This window comes from Vibrio superstes, assembly GCF_003569005.1.
In the GTDB taxonomy this organism is placed as follows: domain Bacteria; phylum Pseudomonadota; class Gammaproteobacteria; order Enterobacterales; family Vibrionaceae; genus Vibrio; species Vibrio superstes.
Genome location: NZ_BCUR01000001.1, coordinates 232,782 through 257,084, shown reverse-complemented (window position 1 = coordinate 257,084; position 24,303 = coordinate 232,782). Strand labels below are relative to the sequence as shown.

The window sequence follows — 24,303 nt, the reverse complement described above, 5'->3', positions numbered from 1 at the left end:
CAGTGTCTAAATCTTAAGCGGTTTTGCTCGTTGTTCATTACAAAAGGTGGGTAATGAACGATGGATTTGCTAAAATTTGCTGTGCAACGACACGCGATCCAAAATCTAAAACAGAGCGTGTCTAAAACTAAATTCCCTTTTGATAAAAATTGTACATTCCGAGACCGTTACCTTTTTTATTCGATACCCATCTTGCACTTTACGATGTATTCAATTGCTGTAATGTCATTGCTTTTCATTAAGTTAACTTGTTTTCGTGCATAAATCGCTAGTCTGCGATATTGACGAGTTCAACCTATTTTTGTGATCAAATCGACAATAACCTCATCGCCTACCAATAATGATAATACTGACATTCTCAGCATAATATTTTGTTTACCTGCATTTTGATGGTGATTCTTCGAAAGGAAACATTAGAGTCGTATAAGTCAGTGATTCGATAAAATAAAACGGATTAAGAAGAGATAGAGGAGAAAAATCACCGAAATGAAAAAGCCTAGAAACCGTCATTGATTTTCTAAACCCTAATATAGTGTGCTCTTTCGTGTTGTTTAAGGCTCTTTTATTGTAACTTCCTTACTTTTTACGAAGTATATAACTCACTAATTTAAAAGCCGTTTGATGAATACAGACCAAGATGCAACCGTTTTTCGTAGAAATAAATTTGTAACACAATTTTTGCCTTCTAACATAGGTGAAAAAGGTTCCAAATTGACGGTAAGTTGCTAAGATGTTATGAAGGTGAAAAAGAACCGTGTTTTCGATGTTTTAATGTTAGTAGTACTGCCTTGATTAAGGATCGTCGAGGCGGAAGCAAGGATGTAGGCTATGGAAGAGCAAGTACTGATCACAGATGTATCTGTGGTAGAGACTCACGGCAAGGCTGTTGTCATAAATGCGTCAAGCGCCGCAAGAGAGATCAAGAAAGGCGACACCCTACAAAAAGGTGACGTACTTTTAATTGGCGAAAATGCCAAAGTGATGGTTCAGTATGGCGATAAGGCTGAGATTTTTGACCAAAATTGCGCAGTGTGTGTCGCGAGTGTTAGCCCAGAAGAAGCGAGTCAGTTAGCTTCATCTCAAACAGATGTCGCATTACAACTTGAGCAAGAACAAGCGCAGTACACCGAGCAAGACATCGCGCTAGTGCAACAAGCTATCTTGAACGGAGAAGACCCGTCTGAAGCTTTAGAGGCCGCAGCTGCCGGAAAAAACGTTAACGCTGAGCATGCAGCCAATGACGGATTTGTTTCCGTCGAAATGAACTACATTGAAACCCACCCCGAAACTCAATTTCAAACCGACCCATTCTTACATGAGTTACCGCCGATAGATGACGATGGTATAAACATAAGTTTTGCCGAGGGTGGAGGGAGTATCGCTACGGCTCTTGTTGAAGGCTCCCTATCTCAAAGCACTTACCCACAAACTGTCACTGGTTCTTTTTTCATAGAACAAGCTACATTCGCGTTGGATGCCTCCAGTTTTGAGGTTGCACCGCTGGATGTAGACCAAGTCCTTGCCGAGCTTAATGCTAACATCACCTCGGCTGGTGAGGCTGTGACCTTCATATACGATTCAACAGCTAATGCGATTGTGGGTTCAGTGGGCGGTGAGGAAGTACTTTCGATTACTATCACCCCTAATCAGCTAGAAAGTGGCATAGACCTTGTCGTTACCACAGTAATTTCAGGTCCCATTGATCATATCGATTTTAATGGCGAGTACATTTCAATCTCCGATGACAAGCTAAACATCGGATTTGATATTACCGGTAAAGACTCCAATGGATTCGAGCTAGTCGAACCCATCTCATTTACTACAGTAGTCGCAGATGGGATTAACCCTAATTTTGATTCAGCGACTACCACAAGCACCACTACCATCAGTGAGAAATCAGAGCCTGGGACAAATGCGGCTGGTGGTGATACTGGGCTCGCCTTGGGCAGTGATACAGCCCAATTCTTAACAATTAATGAGTCTATTCTAAGCGACCCTGCATGGCTGTCATTAACATCAAATGGCATGGCAACAAGCTTAACTCTCAGCTCCGACACACAAGAAGGTACCTCATCTAACCTAGACAAAATTGTAGTGACACTGGCTGATGATCCTAGTGTTATAGTGCTGGAAGTCGTCGTAGCCATTGACGGCACTTATATAGCCACCTTGGGGCAACCACTTGATCAAGATTTGGCGTCTAACATAAATGAGTTATTCGTTCCTGTTGATGTGGTGGATTACGATGGTGATAGTACTCCATCTGTGGTCACCGTTATTATTGAAGATGGGGATGACCCAACGGGCATACCAAGCTTGCTCGACTACATCGAAGCTGTTGGTGAACAAACCGAGACTCGTACCATAGAGTTCACCAAGGGCAGTGACAATATCGCCGATATTTCGTTTGAGCAAAGTGTTGTCAGTGACAGGGCTTGGACAAGCATCATTAGTAATGGTCAAATCACTCGAGTCACGGTTTCAGAAGATAGTAAAACCATCTTGGTTGAAACCCTCGGAGGTGATCCGGTTCTACAGGTTGTTATCGACGACAGTGGCGAGTACACCTTGACTCAATATCGTGCGATTGAGCAGGACAGTGAAATCCTGCGTTTGGTTATCCCAACCACAGCAACAGATACCGATGGCGATTCAGTCACTGAGAACATCAACCTAGTCATACGCGACAATATCAGCCCTGAAGGTGCTGCGAGTGAAGTTGAGTACCAAGAAACAGGCGATGTAGGCCAGACTATCGATGGTCAGATTGATTTCACGATCTTCAGTGATGCCATAGAAACGGTGCAGTTTGCTTCATCCACTGAAACGGATCCTATTTGGAATGGACTGACCTCTAACGATACGCCTGTGACCGTTTCATTAAGCAACAACAATACCGTATTAACAGTTTCTACCGTTGGTGAACCAAGTGAAGTGGTGATGACGGTGACCATCAACACTGATGGCTCCTATACCGTAGTGCAAAATGCGGCACTCGATCAGCCACTCGATAACTTCCTTGAATTGCCAATTACCGTGATTGCCACCGACTTCGATGGCGATACAGGTAGTGAAGTGATTACTATCAGGGTCACTGATGGGACAGACCCATCAGCCTCAGATTCAAGCGTCACCTTTACTGAGTTGGAAGACGCGGTTCGCAATGCTGCAGGAACGATCAGAATTGAAAAGGGCTCGGATGATATTGCAAGCGTGGTGTTTGACCCCGCTGTTGAATCAGATCCAGTTTGGACTGGCATTAAGTCTAACGGTTTAGATACCGAATTGCGTCTAGACGATAATGTTCTGACGGTTTTCTATATCGAGCCAGACTCACTGCCACCGGTTGAAGTGCCGGTTCTAGAAATCACCATAGGCATCGGTGGTCGATATCTGATCAGGCAATTCGAATCCATCGACCAGGATGAAGATTCACAAGATATCATTCTAACCTTGCCTGTTGTGGTTACCGATACCGATGACGACTTCACCAATGCCGATATCACCATCACCATACTCGATGGTGAAAACCCTACAGTCGGTGATGCAACTGTAGAGTTTGTTGAGAAAGCCACGGAGCAAACCTTCTTAGATAGCTTTGAGATACAGCAAGGCGCGGATGCAATCGAGACTATTGTGTTTAACAGTGCTGTGCTGACCGATGCTGATTGGACAGGTCTTATCAGTAATGACCAAGTGCTCGAGCTTTCACTCAGTTCAGATGGCACCTTGCTGTCGGTGTTTGTTGCAGGAAACAGTGCCGATGTAGTGCTGGAGGTCGAACTTCTAGACTTTGACGGTAATTTCCGAGTTACCCAATTCCAAGCACTCGACCATTCTGTGCTTGAAGAGCTTCTATTGAGTTTACAGGTTGATTTGACCGACACTGATGGTGACGTGATCAATACTGAGATCAATGTAAACATCACTGATGGTGATAACCCAAGCCTAGTACCGAGCACTGCGCCTGATATTAATGAAACCGGTGCCGAGGTATCTGTTTCTGGTACTGTGTCTGTGGCTATGGGCAGTGATAATGTCGATACCGTGGTGTTTGATAAGGCTGCAGTTGAGGCTGATAGCGCATGGACGGGCCTTGTTAGCAATAATCAAGATACCGAAGTCTTGGTGACAGACAATGTGCTGATTGTGCACATTGCTGGCGATCCGACGAATATTGTGCTGCAAGCAGAGGTGAACCTAAATGGCAGTTACACGGTCACTCAGTATCAAGCCCTTGAGCATAACAGCAGCGACACCCTAACATTAACGCTTCCAGTCGTTGTTACCGATACCGATAACGACCCAGTGAGTGAAGATATCACCATCAACATTATTGATGGTAATGATCCTGTTATTGCGGATAGCTCTGTGGAGCTGTTTGATGATGCGACTGATAATCCAATGGCTGAAACCGGTTCAGTTAGCCTAAGTGTAGGCAGCGATATCATCGAGTCTATGGATGTGACGCTGACTTCTGATGAAGAAGCCGGGTGGGAAGCGCTAACCAGTAATGGCCAAGTAACCACGCTCACTGTTACAGACGGCAGTCTAGTGTTGACCCTGGCCGATGGCACTGAGGTGCTGCGCTTTGATATCGGTCTTGATGGCAACTATTCCATCACCCAATTCCTACCGCTAGATCAGCCGTTAGATAACCAAAACCTGTTGTCCGCAACGATTACCGCAACTGATGCCGACGGTGATTTTGATACTGCGGTTATTAGTGTAACCGTCAATGATGGTATGGATCCGAGCCGCCCAGGTAACGTTATTACACCTCTTAACGAGAACGATATCCCATCCAATGAAACAGGCGATATTGTCCTGAGTCAGGGTGTGGATGCTATCGCAACGGTTGAGTTCAATGGCGATGTGCTAGACGATGCCGCGTGGCTGGCGCTAACCTCAGACAACCAAGCAACAGAGCTGAAACTGAGCGATGATGGCACGGTACTGATTGTTCACATTGCTGGCGATGAGAGCGCAATTGTTCTGCGCGCAACCATAAACTTCGACGGTTCGTACTCTATCGAGCAACTCAAGGCTCTAGAGCAAGACACAACCAGCAATATCAATGACCTGACCCTTCAGGTGGACGCCACCGATACCGACGGTGACGTAACGCCAACTACCATCTCGATGCCCATTACCGATGGTGATGACCCAAGCATTACCGATACCACGGCAACCTTGGACGAGAATGATATTGGTGCGCCTGATTATATGCCGGAGACGGGCAGTCTTAATCTAGTGAAAGGTAGCGATCTGGTTGAGTCTGTGGTTATCGATAACAGTGTTCTTTCAGATAGCCAGTGGACAGGATTGACCAGTAATGGTGTCTCGGTAGAGCTTGAACTCAGTTCAGTTCTGCAAACCGATGTATTTGATACTTTGATTGTTACCCGTTCAGATAACGATGCTCCAATCCTTGAGATTCAAGTCAATCTCGATGGCACCTTTAGCATCACACAGCTAGGTCCTATCGACCAACTAAACGGCGACTCTATTGAGCTCACGTTACCTGTAACCGCAAATGACGCGGACGGTGACTTTAACAATGCCAATGTGGTCATCACAATCAACGATGGTGATGATCCTAGCGGTGTTGGCGATGAGGTGACACTGCAAGAGACTACAGGGGTAGTTTCTGCTGACGGGCAGGTGGTGTTTACGCCTGGTAGTGAGGAGATCGCGGATATCTCCTTCGACCCCGCGGTGCTTAATGATGCAACTTGGCTCGGATTGATCACAAACGGTGAAGGCGTAACCCTAGAGTTGGCCGACTCTAAGACCCTAATAGTGACCTCTAACTCTGGCGCTGAAGTACTTCGCGTTACTATTGACAATGATGGCAATTATGACGTTGTTCAGTCTCAACCTATTGAGCAAGACAGTAGTGATCTAACCAAGCTTATCCTGCCAGTTGTGGCCAGTGATTCAGAGATGGATACAGGCACAGCTAATATTACCATTAATATTCTGGATAACGTGGCGCCAATAGCTGAAACCAGCACGGTTGAATATACGGAAACGGGGGATGCTAACCAATCTAACGGCGGCACCATCTTGTTTTCGCCAGGCTCTGATGCGGTTGAGACCATTGTGATTGACGCTGCGGTATTGAATGATGCAACTTGGGAGGCGTTAACCAGTAATGGCGAAACAACGAGCCTAAGTTTGGATGCCACAGGTAAGATCTTAACCCTTTCTACAGCGACAACTGATGTGCTGGTTGTGACGCTTAACGATAACGGCACCTACACGGTCGTACAGAATGATGGCTTAGATCAGCTATCAGATGATGACATCAACGATTTGCTAGTGCCTGTAATCGGTACCGACTTCGATGGCGATTCAAGTTCTGCCAACATCAACATTAAGATCACCGATGGTGACAATGCCACTTTGACGGCACCTGATATTGAATTAGATGAAGACGATGTTGATGACGGCACAGCTACTGATACTGGTTCTATTGGTTTGGTTGAGGGCAGCGATGCGACCAAATCTGTTGAATTTACCCTCACCGATGCACAGAGAGCTGATTGGGAAGCACTGACCAGCAATGGTGAAACGACTCAATTGGTGCTTACCGCCAATGGCATAACGGTTCAACTTACAGACGGTACTCCCGTTCTGACTCTTACCATTGATATCTCTGGTAATTACACCCTTACGCAGCTAGAAGCTCTGGATCAAACTGATGATCTGAATGAGCTTCAGGTGGGTGTGGAAGTCACCGATACTGATGGTGACGTAGTCTCGACAACGATAGATATCACCATCAACGATGGCAATGAATTTGATATCACTCCGGGAGATGAGGGCTGGAACGAGGACAGCATTGGTGATGGCACAGTTCTACCTGTTACAGGAGACCTTAACTATCAGGGTAGTGATGCGATACAGAGCGTTCAAGTAGAGCTTTCTGATGATCAATTAGCCGTTTGGGAGGCAATCACCAGTAATGGTGAGGAAACGGATGTTGTGGTGACTGGCAATACGGTTACTGTGAACACCCTAACTGGCGACCCTGTTCTAGAGTTGGTACTCAACCCTGATGGCACCTACAGCATTAATCAGTTTGCAGCCATCGATCAAGATGACGATGACCCAATCAATCCTGATGAACTCGTTCTTGATGTTGGTGTTGTGATCACCGATACCGACGGTGATGAGACTCGCACTGGCATCAGCTTTGGCGTTGACGATGGCAGCGATCCAAGCCTGACCAATGATGTTGCAGATATCTTCGAAAATGATATTGGCGACCTGACAAAGCAGCCGTTTGAAGGCGATCTAGCGCTGACCGAGGGCAGTGATGCGGTTACCTCAATTGCTATCAATAACTCAGTGCTTGATATGGCAAGCCCATGGCTAGGCTTAACGAGCAATGGTGAGGACACCGATGTTGTCTTGTCTTCTACTAATCAAACCGGCATCAATGACACGCTAACTGTCTCACTTGAAGACGGCACTATCGTGATGCAGGTGATTGTAAATATCGATGGTACCTACACCATCGACCTGCGTGAGCCTCTAGACCAAGACGTCGTCAGCAATCTAAATAAATTGCTGATTCCAGTAGATGTGACCGACAGTGACCTAGATACAACCTCAGCCACTATCACGGTGAACGTAACTGATGGCGATGACCCATCGGGTGTAGATAGTGATGTGGAGTGGACCGAAACCACGGGTGAGGTTACAGCAGACGGTACGATCTCTTTCACTGCTGGCAGTGATGATATTCAAAGCATAGAGTTTGATCCTGCGGTACTAGCAGATAGCGCCTGGACTGGATTAATGAGTGAGGGCGAGTCGGTAACTGTCGAGCTTTCTGATGACGGCAAGACGCTAACCGTCACGGCAAATGACTCCGAAGCTCCTGTATTGACCGTCACTATCGATAACGATGGCAATTACGACATTACCCAGCACAGACCGATAGAGCAGGCGGATGGCACCGACATCAACGACCTAGTGCTGCCTGTACTTGCTAAGGATACCGATGGTGACTCTGGCACAGCCAATATTAACATCACCATTAACGATGCCATTCCACCAACTGGCGCCGATGCCAACGTTAATATTAAGGAAGAGGGACTGCCGACAGTTACTAACGGCGCTATCGTATTTACGCCAAATAGTGATTCCATTGAGAGCTATGAGTTTGACCCTGCCGTTGCCACTGATGCCACTTGGAGCGCTTTAACCAGCAACGATGCAGCGACAACAGTCACCGTCGCTAGCAATACCATCACAGTAGCGCTCGCAAGTGATTCCAATGCGGTTGCGTTAGAGTTAGTCATCAATTCTGATGGAACCTTCACCCTAACGCAAAATCTGCCACTCGATCAGGATGTGCTCTCCAATATTAATGAGCTGGTGGCTGGTGTGATTGCGACCGATTTTGATGACGATACTGCTACCGCTGATATTATCCTCAAAATCACAGACGGCGCCGATCCTCAAATTTCAGACTCAATAGTGAACTTTGTCGAAGTGACAGATGGTTCAAGCTTTACAGGCACTATGACCATTACGCAAGGCGTTGATAATATTGACAGCGTTGAGCTTGCGCCGATTCCAATAGATTCACCTTGGAATTCAATAACGAGTGATGGGCAAGAGACAGATCTAATCATCACGTCCAATGAGGTTACGGTTTATAAATCAGGCGATACATCGCAAGTTGTTTTAAACGTTAAAATAAATTCTGATGGTAGTTACACCATTACTGAAAGTGATGCCGTTGACCAACCGCTAGATGGGCCCTTATCACTTGAGGTAGGTGTTGTAGTTACCGATACGGACGGTGATTTTGATATCGGTTCACTCAAGCTAAATATCTTTGATGGAGCGGACCCTATTGTCATCGACGGTATGATTGATATTGTTGAGATCTCCGGAGAGCAGAGTTTCTATGAAAGCTTTGATATTGTTGTTGGTACCGATGAGGTCGAATCTGTAGAAATAGACCCCGAGGTGCTCAACGCAATCGAATGGACTGGTTTAGTTAGCAACGATCAAGAAACCACATTAGTACTGTCGAACGGTAATACATTGCTCACGGTCTACATAGGTAGCGATCCATTAAACAAGGTATTAGAGGTCGAGATTCTTGGTCTAGAGGGGAATTATCGAGTCACTCAGTATCAAGCACTAGATCATGAAACACTGGAAACCTTGTTGTTAGACATTCCTGTGCTGGTCGATGACAGTGATATGACCAGTGGCCCTGTTGAGGGGATTATTGCACTGACTATTTCTGACGGTGATGATCCGACGATAGAAAGCGACTCTCAGGTATGGAGTGAAGACGATTTAAGTTCGATATTCCCGATATTTTCAGACCTGAACTTGACGGTTGGTAGTGATGATATCGCGAGTATTCGATTTGAACTGACTGCAGATCAACTCAGTGCACTAGAGAACTTAACCAGTAACGACCAAGCAACCGAAGTGTCAGTTTCAGACACGCAGATAATTGTCAGTCAATCGGGTCAAGATGTGCTAGTGGTTACGCTTGGTAGCGACGGCTCCTACAGCATCAATCAGACATTACCAATAGATCAAGACAATACCGATCAAGTTAATTTAGTGTTTGACGTTGTTGTTGAAGACACCGATGGCGATGACAATGTTGATCCTATTACAAACCGCCCACCTTCTAATATTGATATTACGATTACTGACGGTACTGTCATAACAACCGATCCAGCCGATGTGTCCTGGAGCGAAGATGAGATAGGCCAATTGGGTTATCAGTATGAGGGTGATCTCAACTATCAAGGTAGTGACGCCATCGCTACAGCAGTGATTGACCTATCTTCCGACCAACTTACTGCTTGGCAGGGCATAACCGTTAATGGCGAAGCAACGGTCTTTGAGCAAAACGACCAGTCACTAGTAGTTCGCTATAACGGCGCAATCGCGCTTCAATTGACTCTAAACATAGATGGTACCTTTAAACTCGAGCAGTTTATCGCCGTCGACCAAGACAACAGTGGCACGGACCAATCCAATCTCAGTGTAGGTGTAATCTTCACCGATACCGATGGGGACATCACTAATTCAAGTATCACAGTGACCATTGATGATGGTACGGATATCCAGACAACGGATCAGGTCGAAAGCTGGAATGAAAATGATGTTGGCACTGTTTCTCAGCCAATTACCGGCGATATTGGACTGACCCTCAGCCCTGATGAGTTAGCAAGCCTTGAATTTGAATTGACGGCTGATCAACGCGCTGCTTGGGAGGCGATTACCAGTAATGGAGAGGCGACAACCTTAGTAGAGGGTGAGCGTTCACTGGTACTTGAACTAGCCGACGGCACCCAGGTTCTATCCCTGTCCATGGATATCGACGGTAACTATGTGATCGAGCAGTTCGAGTCTATTGACCAGACAGCCAATGATGATATCTCCAGACTTGCCACCAATGTCGTTGCAACCGATGGCGATGGCGATGTGACCACCAATAGTATTTCTCTACAGGTAGAGGATGGTGCGAACATTGGTCTGAGTAATCGCCGTGTTACCTTCAGTGATGATGATATTGGTACTGCAAATCTACCAATCACGGGCGATATGAGACTGACCGATGGTAGTGATGCGCTGGAAAGCTTTGGTTTCAATCTAACCAATGGCCAGACCAACAACTTGAATGCCATCACCAGTAATGGAAAGGACACTTCGTTCACCATTACTGAAAATGGCACATTGATTACCTTGTCTCTGGATGAGGCGCCAAACACCCCAGTATTGACCGTTCGCCTAAATGTAGACGGAGACGGTAACTTTGACGGCACTTACACCGTTGAGCAGCTTCAGGCTATCGATCAAACCAACAATAACGACAGGGTAGACCTGTCGTTCCGTGTCCAGCTTGAAGATACCGATGGGGACATTACGAGAGCTAGCGCTAGGGTTCGCATCAACGATGGTGAAGACCTCACCTTTACCAATGACGATATAGAACTTGCTTGGAATGAAGACAATATCATTGGCGCGGTCGACTTCCCGATCACCGGTAATGTGGGCTTGACTGCAGGTGTCGATGCTATCGATTCTGTAGTGTTCTCACTCACTGCAACTCAACAAACGGTGTGGGACGCACTGACCTCTAACGGTATGGACACTAAGGTGGTCATCAGCGCAGATGGTCAGACCATCACCTTAGTGACCGATGATGCCAATGAAGATGTTGTCTTAGTGGGCAGCATCGACATTGATGGCAACTTTAGTTTTGAGCAGAAACTGCCACTGGATCAGTTTGCATCCGACGATACCAATCGCTTGGGCGTGACCGTAGAGGCAACCGATACTGATAATGATACCGTGACCAAGGACATCAGCCTTGTCATCACTGATGGTACAGACCCGAACTCCACAGATCAAAATGAGGTCGTGGATGAGAACGTCATCCTTGATGTGAATGCTGATCCTGTCAGTGGCGCAGTGGATTTGGTTAAGGGTATCGATGCGGTTTCTACAGTACGTTTCAATCAAAGCGTGCTTACCGATCCGGCTTGGACCAGCCTTGTGAGTAACAACCAAGGTATTGAGCTGCTGCTGAGCGCCGATGGTACAACCTTGACGGTACATATCGCGGGCGAACCAAGTAATGTCGTTCTTATCGCTACCGTCAATCTAGATGGAACCTATACCATTGAACAGGTTCAGGCACTTGAACAAGACAACAATGCGTCTGATTTTAATGACTTAAGCCTAACCGTAGACGCAACAGATAGTGATGGTGACATCACCTCGGCGAATGTGAACATCCGTATTGATGATGGTCGTGACCCAGAGGTTGATGCGGTACCAGTAGTCACTCTTGAAGAGAGCAATATCGATCAAGAACAGCCTGATGTTCCTCCTATCCAGGGTGGTAATGATCCAGACGGAACCCAAGAAAGTGGCAACTCCACAGTGACCTTCTTGAAAGGGACTGATGATGTTGAGGCGTTCTACGTAGACGTGAATAACATCACTGCAAGTTATGTCGATAACGGCAATCAGACACAGGTTTTCCCGCTGACCTATCAAGGTGTGGCGATTACCTTTATCACGGTTGCTGGTGGCTATATGGGCGTGGCGAACGTCAATGGTCAGCAGTTGGATATCCTTTCTATCCAGATCAACAACGACCTAACCAGTTCAGACTTCGGTAAGTTTGATTTTGAGCTTATCCGAGCTATCGACCATCCAATTGCAGATGCAGCGGATACCCTAAGCATCAACCTGCCAGTATTCGTACAAGACATGGATGGCGATGATTCAGCGACTAAGAATCTAGTTGTGAATGTCGTGGATGATGTGCCTGAGGTAGTGAGTAAATCTATCTCTGTGGTAGAGGGGGATGACCAAGCGAGCATCAATGTTCTGCGTCAGAGTGGACAAGATACCGATGGCGCTGATGATGGTCTGCTTACTCAGATAACTATCGGTGCGACCAACCTAACTATCGACCCTGATGGTGGCTTCCAAAGCTTTAATCTATATAGCGATGGCAGTGATCCAGCGAGTCCAGTCGACCCAAGCCTATTGATGGGTGTACTTGAGGTGCATCCGGATGGCCGTATCCGCTTTACCGCAGCCGATGATGTGCAGCAAAACGGTGAGTCCGTTAGTCTCGATGTTAGCGTAACCGCAACCGATAGCGATGACGATACCGATACCAAACCTATCACCATCACAGTTGATGATATTACCTCTCAGATCACCCTATCAGAGGCGAGTGGCAGTGAGGATGCTGGCCGCACTATCACCGATGGGGATACCAACCCACAAGATAATATTCCAGCAGGCGATGCACCTATCAAGGTGAACATCGGCGTGAATACTGGCGACTTTGATAACAACGAAGAACTGGGCGATATCACCATCAAGAATGTCGACCCTGCAGAGGGTGACTTCTATTACTTCGATGGTACGAATTACATTCTGTTGCCAGTCAATGGCGGTGAGGTAGTGCTATCTAAGGCGCTTCTTGACACCTCCACAGCGGATAACGAGAACTGGTCGGTAGAGAACCTGTTCTTTGTACCTGCGCGTCATCAAGGCAGTGAAGGGACAGACTACAACTACTCGTTTGATGTCCAAGTTGTGCGCAACGGCTCTGTGAGCGAGACTTTGAGCGGCGACCTGACCATTGAAGTGAAAGCGATTGCCGATACCGCTACTTGGGAGCCATCTGAGGGTAACTATGAGGTAACCATTGGTGAGGACGAAGAAGCGAGCCTTGCAATTCTGGCTCAAACCCAAGATGCCGACGGCTCTGAGACCATTACCTATGAGGTAAGCTTTACTTCCGATGTCGGCCAGATGCTGTTAATTGATGGCGTCGAGCAAACACCTGACGCCAACGGCTTCTACATTATCTCTTCTGACGACATTGGCAAGGTAACGGTCACACCAGCCGAAGATTGGAGTGGGTCACTGCAACTTAAAGTCGTGGCCATCACAACAGAAAGTGATCCTAATGCAGAGGTGCCAGAGGCTCGCTCAGAAGAGCGCTTCTTTACTGTGAATGTTAATCCTGTTGCTGATGAAGGCGACCTGACTGTTACTCGTATCGTTATCGATGAGGATACGACGACTACACTCGATCAGCACATTGATATGACGGCATCCAAAGACATGGATGGCTCTGAGTCTCTGTTTGTTCAGGTATCGAACCTCGTCGACAGCAATGGCAATCCGGCCACACTTAATTGGATTGGTAGTGGTGATAGCGCCATTGTTGAGATCTCTCCTGGGGTATATGAGATCCCGTATGATCAGCTGGAGTTTGTTGAGTTCGTCCCTTTCATCCACAGTAATGTGGACTTCGAATTCACTGTAACTGGCATTATTCGCGATACTGCGATGGTGCTAAACCCTGCTGACGAGCAGAACGGCGGAGGCACCCTTGTTGAGGTGACTAACGATCGCGTTTTGGACTCGCGTCAGGTCGTGGTTGATCTCAAAGGTGTGGCCGATTTCCCATTCATTGATGTTGAAGGGGTCGGTGATCAGTGGGAGGTTATCCGCAATGACCAAGGTATTGGAACGGGTATCACGACCACAGTAGATGAGAACCAAGATATACCTCTCAACTTTAAGGTGCTGTCGGGCGAACTGGCCGATTCACCTATGGATGACTCAGAGTCGGTCACCGTGCTTATCTCTAACATCCCTGAGGGTGTTGAGCTTATCGATGAAGAGAATAACGCCATTGACCTAGTGTTCGTGGGTTATGACGATAACGGTCAGCCAATCTATCAGGCAAACCTAACTGAGGCAGGGATAGATTCTGGTATTATCGTGCGCCCAGTAGAGTCTTCAACCGAGAATATTGAGCTTAATGTCACCATAGTTATTACCGAAAACGATGGTGATACTGAGATCTTTGAAGGCAACATCGAAATCAAGGTGAAGCCTGTGATCGATGCCGAGATCACTTATACAGGCAGAGCTGAGGGTAATGAAGATGAGTTTATTACCATCAACTGGCAGCCTACGGGCTCTGACTTCCCTGATGCGGACGAACAGATCCTACTTCTAAGGCTCGAAGGCGTGCCGGAAGGTTCAATCATTCGTGTGGATGGTGACGAATTTACGCCGTTCTTCGATAGCGCTAAAGGTGATTGGATTGTCGAGATCGGCCTAGAAGAGGTGCTTGATGGCAACGGTGACGTGATTCGCAACAGCGGTCTGTTAAAACTGCTGGCAGGTGAAACAGTACTTGAGATCAAGCCACCAGAGGATGACAGTTCAAACTTCGAGTTAACTGCGACACTTGAAATTACCGAAAAAGACTATGAGCTCACCCAAGGAGAAGACCCTAATGAGGGGATTGCTCTAAAAGAGATCACCGGTACTATCGATGTCATAGTGAACCCTGTTGTAGAGTCAGACGCGACTATTGGCATCTTCAACCAAGACAACCTTGGCACGCCATTAACTGAAATATCGGCTGATGCCGATGGCAGGATAAGCTTTACCATTAACAATAACAACAACGAGGACGGCCGCTACAGCGTCAATATGGAAGACCTTGATATCTCAGATAACGAGGCTATCCCTGTGGATGAACCATCTGAGATTGTTGAAGACTTGGTTATTGATTTTAACACTACAGACCAAGCTATTCTTGACCAACTTATTGTGCTTGGCGCGGTGAACAATGGTGATGGCACCTGGGTTATTACCGATGAGAATAGCTTCGAGATTCTTGCACCCAATGGCTTGGTGATTCCGGGCGATGGTGATACTAACTTCTCTGAATTGACCGTAACTTTCGTTGCCCGGGTGTACGATCGTGGTGATGAAGATGAGGGTAATGGTCCTCGCGTATTTAAAGAAACCGATGTAACCATCACCTTCCCAGAAACTGTAAATGGTAACGACACCATAGCAGCCGAGATTATTGCAAACACCGACGCTGATGACATCGTTCTGGGCGTAGAAGACCAAGGTAATATTGACCTAGGCAGCCAGATCCTTAGCAAGGGTATCATCCAAGCGCAGAACTTTGATGGCGTTGTTGATGAACTCTCTATCGTGTTCAAGACTTCCGATCTTCCAGCAGGCTTCGTCATTCGAGGGGCTGACTTTGACTATGTAAATGGTGAGTACATCTATCTCGCTCAAGTTAATGCTGATGGTTCGATATCTGGTACTGACCAACTATTCCTTGTTGCGCCGGATGACTATGCCGGTGATGTGGTGCTTAAGTTCACTGCAGTGACGACAGATACGGAGTCTGGTGATGAGAAGAGCTTTGAGCTTGAAGTGCCAATCGCTATCTCACCAGAGGTAGAGAGTCGCCAAAATATCGATGTTACTGTGGTAGGCACAAGTGGCCTTAACGATGATTTGCTCCCAGTGAATCCTTTGGACACCTCCGATACCGAGGTCTATCAGCCCGATATAGCATATGAAGATGGCCTTATTCATCTAGATCTGAGTGTGACCTCAACAGACCGAGATTCTAATGACAATCGTGGTGTAGAAACGGTTCAGTCCATTACTATTTCTGTGACTGATCCGACTGAGGGTTGGTTGGTGGATCCCGATGGGAATCTAGTGACCTCTATGACCCTGACCTATGATTCGGGCAACCCAACGGCACTGGATGACTTTTTGAAGGATGTTCAGTTCCAACCAGCGGAGCACTTCCCGGAAGGCGATGGAGATAACACGGTATCACTCACGGTATCGGGAACCATTACCGACAAAACCATATTCGATGAGACTGATGGCTATATCAAAGGGCCAGATGAGGACCCAGGTAAACCGTTCAGTGGTGAGGTGAGCTTTGAGATTATCCCTGTACTTGACCCTATTGTTGTAACCGGTGGCGACCGTTCTAATAGGATTGTCATTACAGGTGATGAAGATACGGAAATTAGTCTGAATCAAGTGAATGGTGACCCGTTCAAAGTGTCTCTTGTCGATCAGGATGGATCAGAAGAGTTTATTTCTATCCGTCTGTCGGGTGTACCTGAGGGCTTCTTGGTTAAATCTCTAAATGAAGATGGTGCAGATGGATTTGTTATCAAGAACAACGGTAACGGTTTCTGGACTATACAGTTGAACGATCCAAGTGCCACCAGTATTTCTTTTGATAATATTGAAATTACACCCGCTGAAAACTTCAGTGGCACGGTTGATATTGGCATTATCGTGTTTACTCAGGAAAAACTGTTAGGTGTTCCAACAGAACATAATGCTGAGTTCTCCTTAGTGGTGAATCCCGTAGGTGATGAGGTCGATAATGACATTGTTGATTCGGTTGAAGGCACTGAAAATGAAGATATAGATATCTTGCTCAACGCCTACATCGTGGATAACGACTATTCATTGCCAGGAAATGGCGCTGGTACGGGTTATACAGAAAATGCACCAGAAATCCTACGTATTACGGTAGAGGGCGTGCCAGATGGTGGTGAGATCAAACTGGCCGATGGCACCTTGTTTACTGACAACGGTAATGGCACTTGGACGCTGAATGTGGATGCTCAAGAGCTCGACAAATTAGTGTTCAATCCGGGGGACAACAACTCATCTAACTGGGACCCAGCGCAGTTAACCATTAAGGTTCAGTCGGTAGACAAGAACTTCAATGGTAATGAGTTCTTAGGTCCAGAAGTGGTGCAGGTGGTGGATGTCACCATTGAAGAGGTGAACGACCAGCCTGTATTCGGCGGGGTAAACGACTTAGTTGCTCTGGAGGATAATGAGTACAATATTACTAATTTATCCATTTCAGACCCTGATACCGCCGATGATCCAACCTCTATCTATACCTTCACGATTACGGTAGACAGTGGCTTGCTGAACTTTGGTCCAGATGCAGAAGCTAATTTCGGCATCACTTTAGCGCCAAATACGCCATCTACCTCGATTACGGTGACAGGTACGGTTGATCAGATTAACGCAGCACTTGCTGATGGTGTGCGCTTCAATCCAGAAGCAAACTTCAACGGCGACGTGAATGTGGATATCACGGTCAACGATGGTGGCAACCTAGGTATCGTAGGCGAACCTAACGATAACTCGGGCAGTTTCGTTATCGACGTTGAGCCAGAAAATGATCAACCACTGATTGATCCAATTACGGATACCACGGTATCTGAAGAGGGTTCGGTGGACATCACCGACATTGTTATCAGTGATGTGGATACAGTGGATGACCCTACTGCGCCATACACGGTAACCATCTCTGTTCCATCAGGTATCGGTAGCTTTAGCTTTATAGGTGACCCTGTAAGCTTTGGCGTGGTTATCTCGGGCGTAGGTACGCAGAGCGTGACTATTGATGGTACGGTTGATCAGGTTAACAACTTCCTTGCCTCTGGCGTGACCTTCACACCAGCGCCCGACTACAACGGCACAGCGACCGTAACGGTAGAGGTGGATGATAATGGCAATCTAGGCGTTGTAGGAGAGCCAAACACCAACCAGACAACCTTTGAGGTTGAGGTCACGCCAACTAATGACACCCCTGAGCTAGCAGGTATCAGCAATAGAAACGTAGATGAAGACAATACGCTCTCTATTACCGACCTGCAGATCTCTGATGTGGATGAGTCTAATGACCCGACCGCTGACTATGTACTGACTATAGCGACTGACGCTAATGGCGATTTCGACTTTAGCCAAGTATCGAAGGATGCTTTCCTAGGTACTATCGACATCACTGATGGACAGGTGGTTCTAACGGGTACTATCGGTGATATTAACACCCTGCTGAGTAGTGGCCTGTTGTTTACCCCGGATGCGAATTATCAAGGGGATGTGACGGTAACAGTCACTGTCGATGATCAGGGCAATTTTGGTGCACCAGATGAGCCAGAAACCGCTAGTGATGATTTTGTGATTACGGTTGATCCAGTAAACGATACACCTGAGATTGCTGACATCCTTACCCAAGATGGACTAGAGGATGCGGATACTCTGATCACTGATATTCAAGTCTCGGATGTCGATGAAGGGGATGACCCTACCGCTATTTACAACGTGACAGTTGGAGTGGATTCAGGTTTGCTCAACTTCTTGAGTGACGTTGAAACCGACTTCGGTATCACTATTGAAACAGCCACATTACCCGCGGGAAGCATAGAGATCTCTGGCACAATTGCAGATATCAACAATGCACTGGCGAACGGTATCAACTTTACTCCTGAGACAGATTCCTTTGGGACTGTCACTGCCACGGTCACCGTGAATGACAATGGTAACTTTAGCGGTGGTGAAGAAATCGCGACTAAACAATTCGATATTGAGGTTTCAGCAGTCAATGATGAGCCTGTTAATACTGCACCGGCTGAGATAACCGTCGAGGAGGGCGGTAGTGTCAAAGTTGAAGGCATACAGGTGAGCGATGTCGATTATACCGGTGCGAATGCAGGAGACGATATAGAGGTTGTCCTCAATGTTGATGTTGGGACGATTAATATTGTTACTAGTAATGGTTCTGTGACCATTACCGCCAACAGTACAAACTCAGTCACCTTGAAAGGGCCAATAGATCAAGTCAATGCCGTGTTGGCTGAAGCCGATGCTGCGGATGGTGTGTTTTATAGCAACCCACAGGGTACGGATAGCGCTGAGTTAACCGTCACAACCAATGATAATGGTGTCTTTGATGAAGGCGGTACTAATGGCCAAGATCAGGATACGATTGAGATTAAGATTACTCCGGTGGCCAATGCTCCAACGCTAACGATTGATAGCGCGAATCAGCGCAGTCTGAATACCATCATCTCAGATGCGGCGTTAGCGTCTAGAGGCATTCCTCTTGTTGGTTTGATGGCAGCCCTGTCTGATGCAAGTGAGACTCTAACAATCGAGGTTCGCGGTTTAGATAGCACCTTAACAGTGCTGTCGACCTCGGGAGGTGTGACTCAAGGCTCTGATCCCGGTACTTGGATATTGGATTCAGAAGCGCTAATGGATGCGACAGTTGTAGTGGTGGATCCTTTGGTGATACCTGGAGTGGGGCAACTAGGGTTTGATGTCGTTGCTGTCTCAACAGAAAGTGACCCTAGTCTTACAGCAGAGTCTGCTACGGTGAGCTATTCAGTGACAGTTTCTGCAGATGGTGATGAGCTTGATGCTTCTGGCGCATTAGAGGCTAGCGTCGTCGTTGATGGAGACCAAGCATCCACTCTAAGAGGTTCTGATTTTGATGATGAACTCATTGGTGGGGACGGTGATGATATCTTAATCGGTGGTTTGGGTAATGATATTCTCACCGGCGGAGAAGGCGCTGACCTGTTTGTTTGGGAGTTGCTGGATGACGGTGTCGAAGATGTTATCACTGACTTCAATCTCAGCGATGGTGACAGCATTGATCTTACCAGCATTCTCGAAGAACTAGCGACCATTGATGATGTGGATGTGCTGTTAGCAGCTCTTGATAGCGATGAGCTTAAAGCATCAGTCGTTGAAAACACCGATGATGTTCAGATTGAAGTCGCAAGCGACACAGAAACGCAATCCATATTGGTCAAGGGTTTGAATACCCAACTGGATTACGGCGGTGACCTTAATAAAGACTTGTTAACCACTATGTTCGATAATCAGGTCTTCAAGCATGGTGGGGACAGCTAAAACAGGCATCAACCACAAGTTTTTTCGCTAAATCGATTAACTATTGGCCGCTTGTCGGCCAATAGCTTTATTTGTCACACTAACTCTCTCAAAACAGTATTACACTGAAAGTACTGATTGCATCACAAGGGATTGGATACCCAGTCTGTAGGTCCCAGAAATATCACGCTCCAGAGATTCGATTACTTGTAAATCCATCTCTCTATTCACCATTTTTCACATTGAGGTGACTATGGCTACATCTTCTCTATCGTCTAAAGCGCTTTATCGAGAGGCTAATCTCGACGCATTCCCATGTAAATCCACCAAAGATATCCCACCTATTGATGAGATAGTGGGACAAGAGCGAGCACAATCTGCGGTTGAGTTCGCTATGTCTATAAGAGAAAAGGGTTACAACATTTACGCCATTGGTCGAAATGGGCTGGGTAAGCGCACCATGATTCTGCGCTATCTAAAACGCCATCCCTTTGATCTGCATGAGCTTTATGATTGGTGCTACGTTGCTAACTTTGACGATATTCGTGTGCCTAAGGTATTGAAGCTACCGCGTGGAGTCGGGCAAAGCCTTCGTGTGGATATTGAGAAGTTGATGACCAAACTGCTCAAGGCAATCCCCTTGGCGTTCGATAACGAGATGTATTTTTCCCGAGCTGATCGTCTAAAGAATCAGTTAACCAATAAACAAAATAGCGCCTTGGAGCATCTTACTAAAGAAGCAAAAGAGAAGAGTATTAGCCTCTCTATTACCACTCAAGGTGATTACCAGTTCGTTGCTCTCGATGGTGAGGAGCCGTATACGGAAGAAGCTTTTGAACAGCTAGATAGGAAAACCCAGGCAAACTTTGAGAAGATCATTGATACCCTTGAGATCTCACTGCGTCACATTATCCGCGACCTTACTGAGTGGGAAGAGCAATACTCAGACAAAATTCAAAAGCTAAATTCTGATGTGACACTGGATGTTATTGGTCACTTTATCAAAGAGTTAAAGGCAAAATATAAGAAACACCCTGAAGTAAAACAGCATTTTGCAGAGCTGCAAGCAGACATTGTTGAAAACGTAGAAATCTTTCTTGAAGAGAGTAACGAGCAAGGCGAGATTGCAACTGCATCGCTAGATAAGAAGCTGCCACGTCGCTATAAGGTCAATGTCTTGGTCTCTCAACCCAAAGACGATCTACCTATTATCGTTGAGGAAAGCCCTAACTATCATTCGTTATTTGGTTATGTGGAAACGGCGACTTTTAAAGGCACGGTATTCACGGACTTCTCACTCATTCGTCCAGGAGCCTTACACAAAGCCAACGGTGGCGTCCTATTAATGGATGCGGTCAAGGTGTTAGAGCAACCTTATGTATGGGATGGCCTGAAGCGTGCACTTCGTTCTCGGGAGTTGAGCTTAACGGCGCTTGAGAAGCAAGTGACCATGACCGGCGCAGTGTCTCTTGACCCTGAACCGATCCCACTCGACGTGAAAATAATTCTGTTTGGGGATTATCGAACCTATCAGCTATTGCAGCACTACGATCCAGAGTTTGCGGAGCTTTTTAGAGTCACCGCAGATTTCGAAGATGAAATGAAGCGTGATACCGACTCTGAGCTTCATTACACCCGTTTTATTTCCAGCATTGTTCACGATAATAAGCTGCTGCATTGTGATAAAAAAGCCATAGCGCGAATTATTGAACACAGCTCAAGACGAGCAGGTGATCAGAACAAAATCTCATTGCACTCTGCCAATATTGCCAATCTTCTTCGCGAAGCTAATTACATAGCGAGATCCGCAAGAGCCAATATTATTCGAGGCACCCACGTTGAAAAGGCATTGTTAAATCAACTGTCTAGGGTTAGTCGATTGCAAGAAAGCGTAATGGAAACCTTCGTTAATGGCACGACGTTAATTCATACACACGGTGAAGCGGTAGGGCAGGTGAACGCCTTATCTGTACTAAGCACTAGCGATCACATGTTTGGTGCGCCAAATCGCATTACCGCGACGACCTCTTACGGTAGTGGTGAGGTAATCGACATCGAACGTAATGTCGACCTTGGAGGAAGTATTCACTCTAAGGGTGTGATGATTTTGACGGCATACCTTTCTTCCGTATTTGGTAAAACGGCCAAGATCCCACTGACCACCAATATCACCTTTGAGCAATCTTATGGCGGCGTTGATGGTGATAGCGCCAGTATGGCCGAGTTCTGTGCTGTCGTCTCGGCGTTCTCCAAGCAAGCGAATCGTCAAAATATCGCGATTACTGGTTCGATGAATCAGTTTGGGGAGGCGCAACCTATCGGTGGAGTTAATGAGAAAATCGAAGGCTTCTTTGATGTGTGTAAAATAAAGGGACGAAGCTCAGATCAAGGGGTGATTATTCCAAAATCAAATATTCAAAATCTGATGCTGCGCTTTGACATTGTCGAAGCTGTGGAAAAAGGCGAGTTTCATATTTGGGCAATAGAGCATGTCTCTGAAGCCATTAAACTATTTACAGGTAAGGACGCAGGTATTGCCACGGATGAAGGCAGTTATCCTATTGATACTATTTATGGTATCGCGCAGGCTAAGTTAAATTCATTAAGGAAATAAGCAGGTGAGTAATCCTATGTATACCAAGTTCGCAGATGAGTATGCGGGCGTTGTGCAGAACAATATTTATAACGCACTTTTAGAAAGGCCTTCTATTTTAGCCTTGTTAGATATTCAACAGGGTCAAAAGGTATTGGATGTAGGGTGCGGCTCAGGAGAGCATGCAAAAGAGATTCAAGCGAGAGGGGGAGTTGTCACTTGTCTTGATTTATCTGAAGAGATGGTTGAGTTGACCAAGGCTAATGCAAATCCGTTTCAAGCCTATACTCAAGACCTTAGTGAGGGTTTGCCAAGGGAAGAAGACGGCATTTATGACTGGGTGATTGCGCCATTGGTGATTCACTACATAGAAGACCTAGTCTCTTTATTCAAAGAAGTGAAGCGTGTATTGAAGCCTGGTGGTCAGTTTCTTTTTTCTACGCACCATCCAGTCAATGATTTTGAATCTTCTCCCAGTGGTAACTATTTTGCTATTGAGCGTATTACTGAGGAATGGGATACCATAGGCGAACCTGTCGAGGTCAGCTTTTATCGTAGAAGTTTACAGGACTTGTTTGGCTCTATCTTTTCGGCTAGTTTTTTAGTTTCTGCTGTTTCGGAGGGAGCCCCTTCGTCTGCGATCGCTGAAATTAATCCGGAAGCCTATGAAAGATTAAGTAAAAATCCTAGTTTCATTTACATCAGATGTGTTTCATAATTATTTCAGTGCTGTATGAAAGATGTACTTAATTAGGGGTAAATTGCAGTTTTTATTGGTATTTTACTGTTGAGTGGACAATCACATGTTGAGTTAAAGTGTGATTTAGTTCAAACTTGGCGCGTTATGGCTATTTAAAGCTTCACTGGAGCATGCATGAAAGTTGTTGATATTCTTAAACACAAACGTGGCAATCTTACGAGACACCATATGGAGTTTATGGATAGGATGTCCCCTTCACTTCGAGAGTATTGGAGTGAGTTGGTGAACCGTGCGCACGCACAGCACCTTTTCCGCTCTTGGGGTAAAGACTTTCATAAGCCTGCAGTCAATGAAGAAGTAGAAAACCCAGTTAAAGACACCATTGAAATGAAGCCGGAAGCAGAGGCTTTGTACATTGAGCTTTCTGCAAAAATTGGTGAAGAGCTTCATATTGGCGAGTGGTTTAGCATTGACCAAGAACGTGTTGATGCGTTTGGTAAAGTGACTGAAGACATGCAATGGATCCACACTGATCCTGATAGAGCAGAGCAAGAGTCACCATTTAAGACGACTATTGCCCACGGCTTTTTAACACTAGCTCTATTACCGCGTTTATCTGATGCTGTCGATCCAGATAAGCCGCTGTTCCCTACAGCGAAAGTGACGGTCAATATGGGGATGAACAGCGTACGCTTTCCTTACCCAGTCAGAGTAGGTAGCAAAATTCGTGCTCGTAGTAGTTTGGTAAAAGTGGTTCCTATTCAGAAGGGGCTAGAAATCACTCGTGAGCTGAAGGTTGAGATCGAAGGTGTTCGCAGGCCCGCTTGTGTCGCCGAGTCTGTGATTCGATTGTACTTCTAATTAATACTATATAAACGAAAGAGGCCAAGCTTTAAGCTTGGCCTCTTTCGTTTAT

Annotated in this window: 4 protein-coding genes; all 4 read left to right on the top strand. The window is 46.3% G+C overall.

What is annotated here, in order from left to right; all coding sequences use genetic code 11:
* Positions 1–828 precede the first annotated feature (828 nt).
* The gene (locus tag D5I41_RS01105; RefSeq protein ID WP_119008095.1) at positions 829–20,115 is read left to right on the top strand and encodes a retention module-containing protein; all 19,287 of its coding nucleotides are present in this window, start codon (positions 829–831) and stop codon (positions 20,113–20,115) included.
* A gap of 232 nt (positions 20,116–20,347) precedes the next feature.
* The gene (locus D5I41_RS01100) at positions 20,348–22,708 is read left to right on the top strand and encodes a Lon protease family protein (RefSeq protein WP_119008094.1); all 2,361 of its coding nucleotides are present in this window, start codon (positions 20,348–20,350) and stop codon (positions 22,706–22,708) included.
* 4 nt (positions 22,709–22,712) lie between these two features.
* Positions 22,713–23,405, top strand: coding sequence for a class I SAM-dependent methyltransferase (locus D5I41_RS01095; protein WP_119008093.1), 693 nt, complete (start codon positions 22,713–22,715; stop codon positions 23,403–23,405).
* A 156-nt stretch (positions 23,406–23,561) separates the two neighbouring features.
* Positions 23,562–24,248, top strand: a complete 687-nt coding sequence (locus D5I41_RS01090; RefSeq protein WP_119008092.1) for a MaoC family dehydratase — start codon at positions 23,562–23,564, stop codon at positions 24,246–24,248.
* Positions 24,249–24,303 lie beyond the last annotated feature (55 nt).

Coding starts and splice junctions, on each gene's coding strand:
- D5I41_RS01105 (WP_119008095.1), top strand. CDS start 829: ATGGAAGAGCAAGTACTGATCACAGATGTATCTGTGGTAGAGACTCAC.
- D5I41_RS01100 (WP_119008094.1), top strand. CDS start 20,348: ATGGCTACATCTTCTCTATCGTCTAAAGCGCTTTATCGAGAGGCTAAT.
- D5I41_RS01090 (WP_119008092.1), top strand. CDS start 23,562: ATGAAAGTTGTTGATATTCTTAAACACAAACGTGGCAATCTTACGAGA.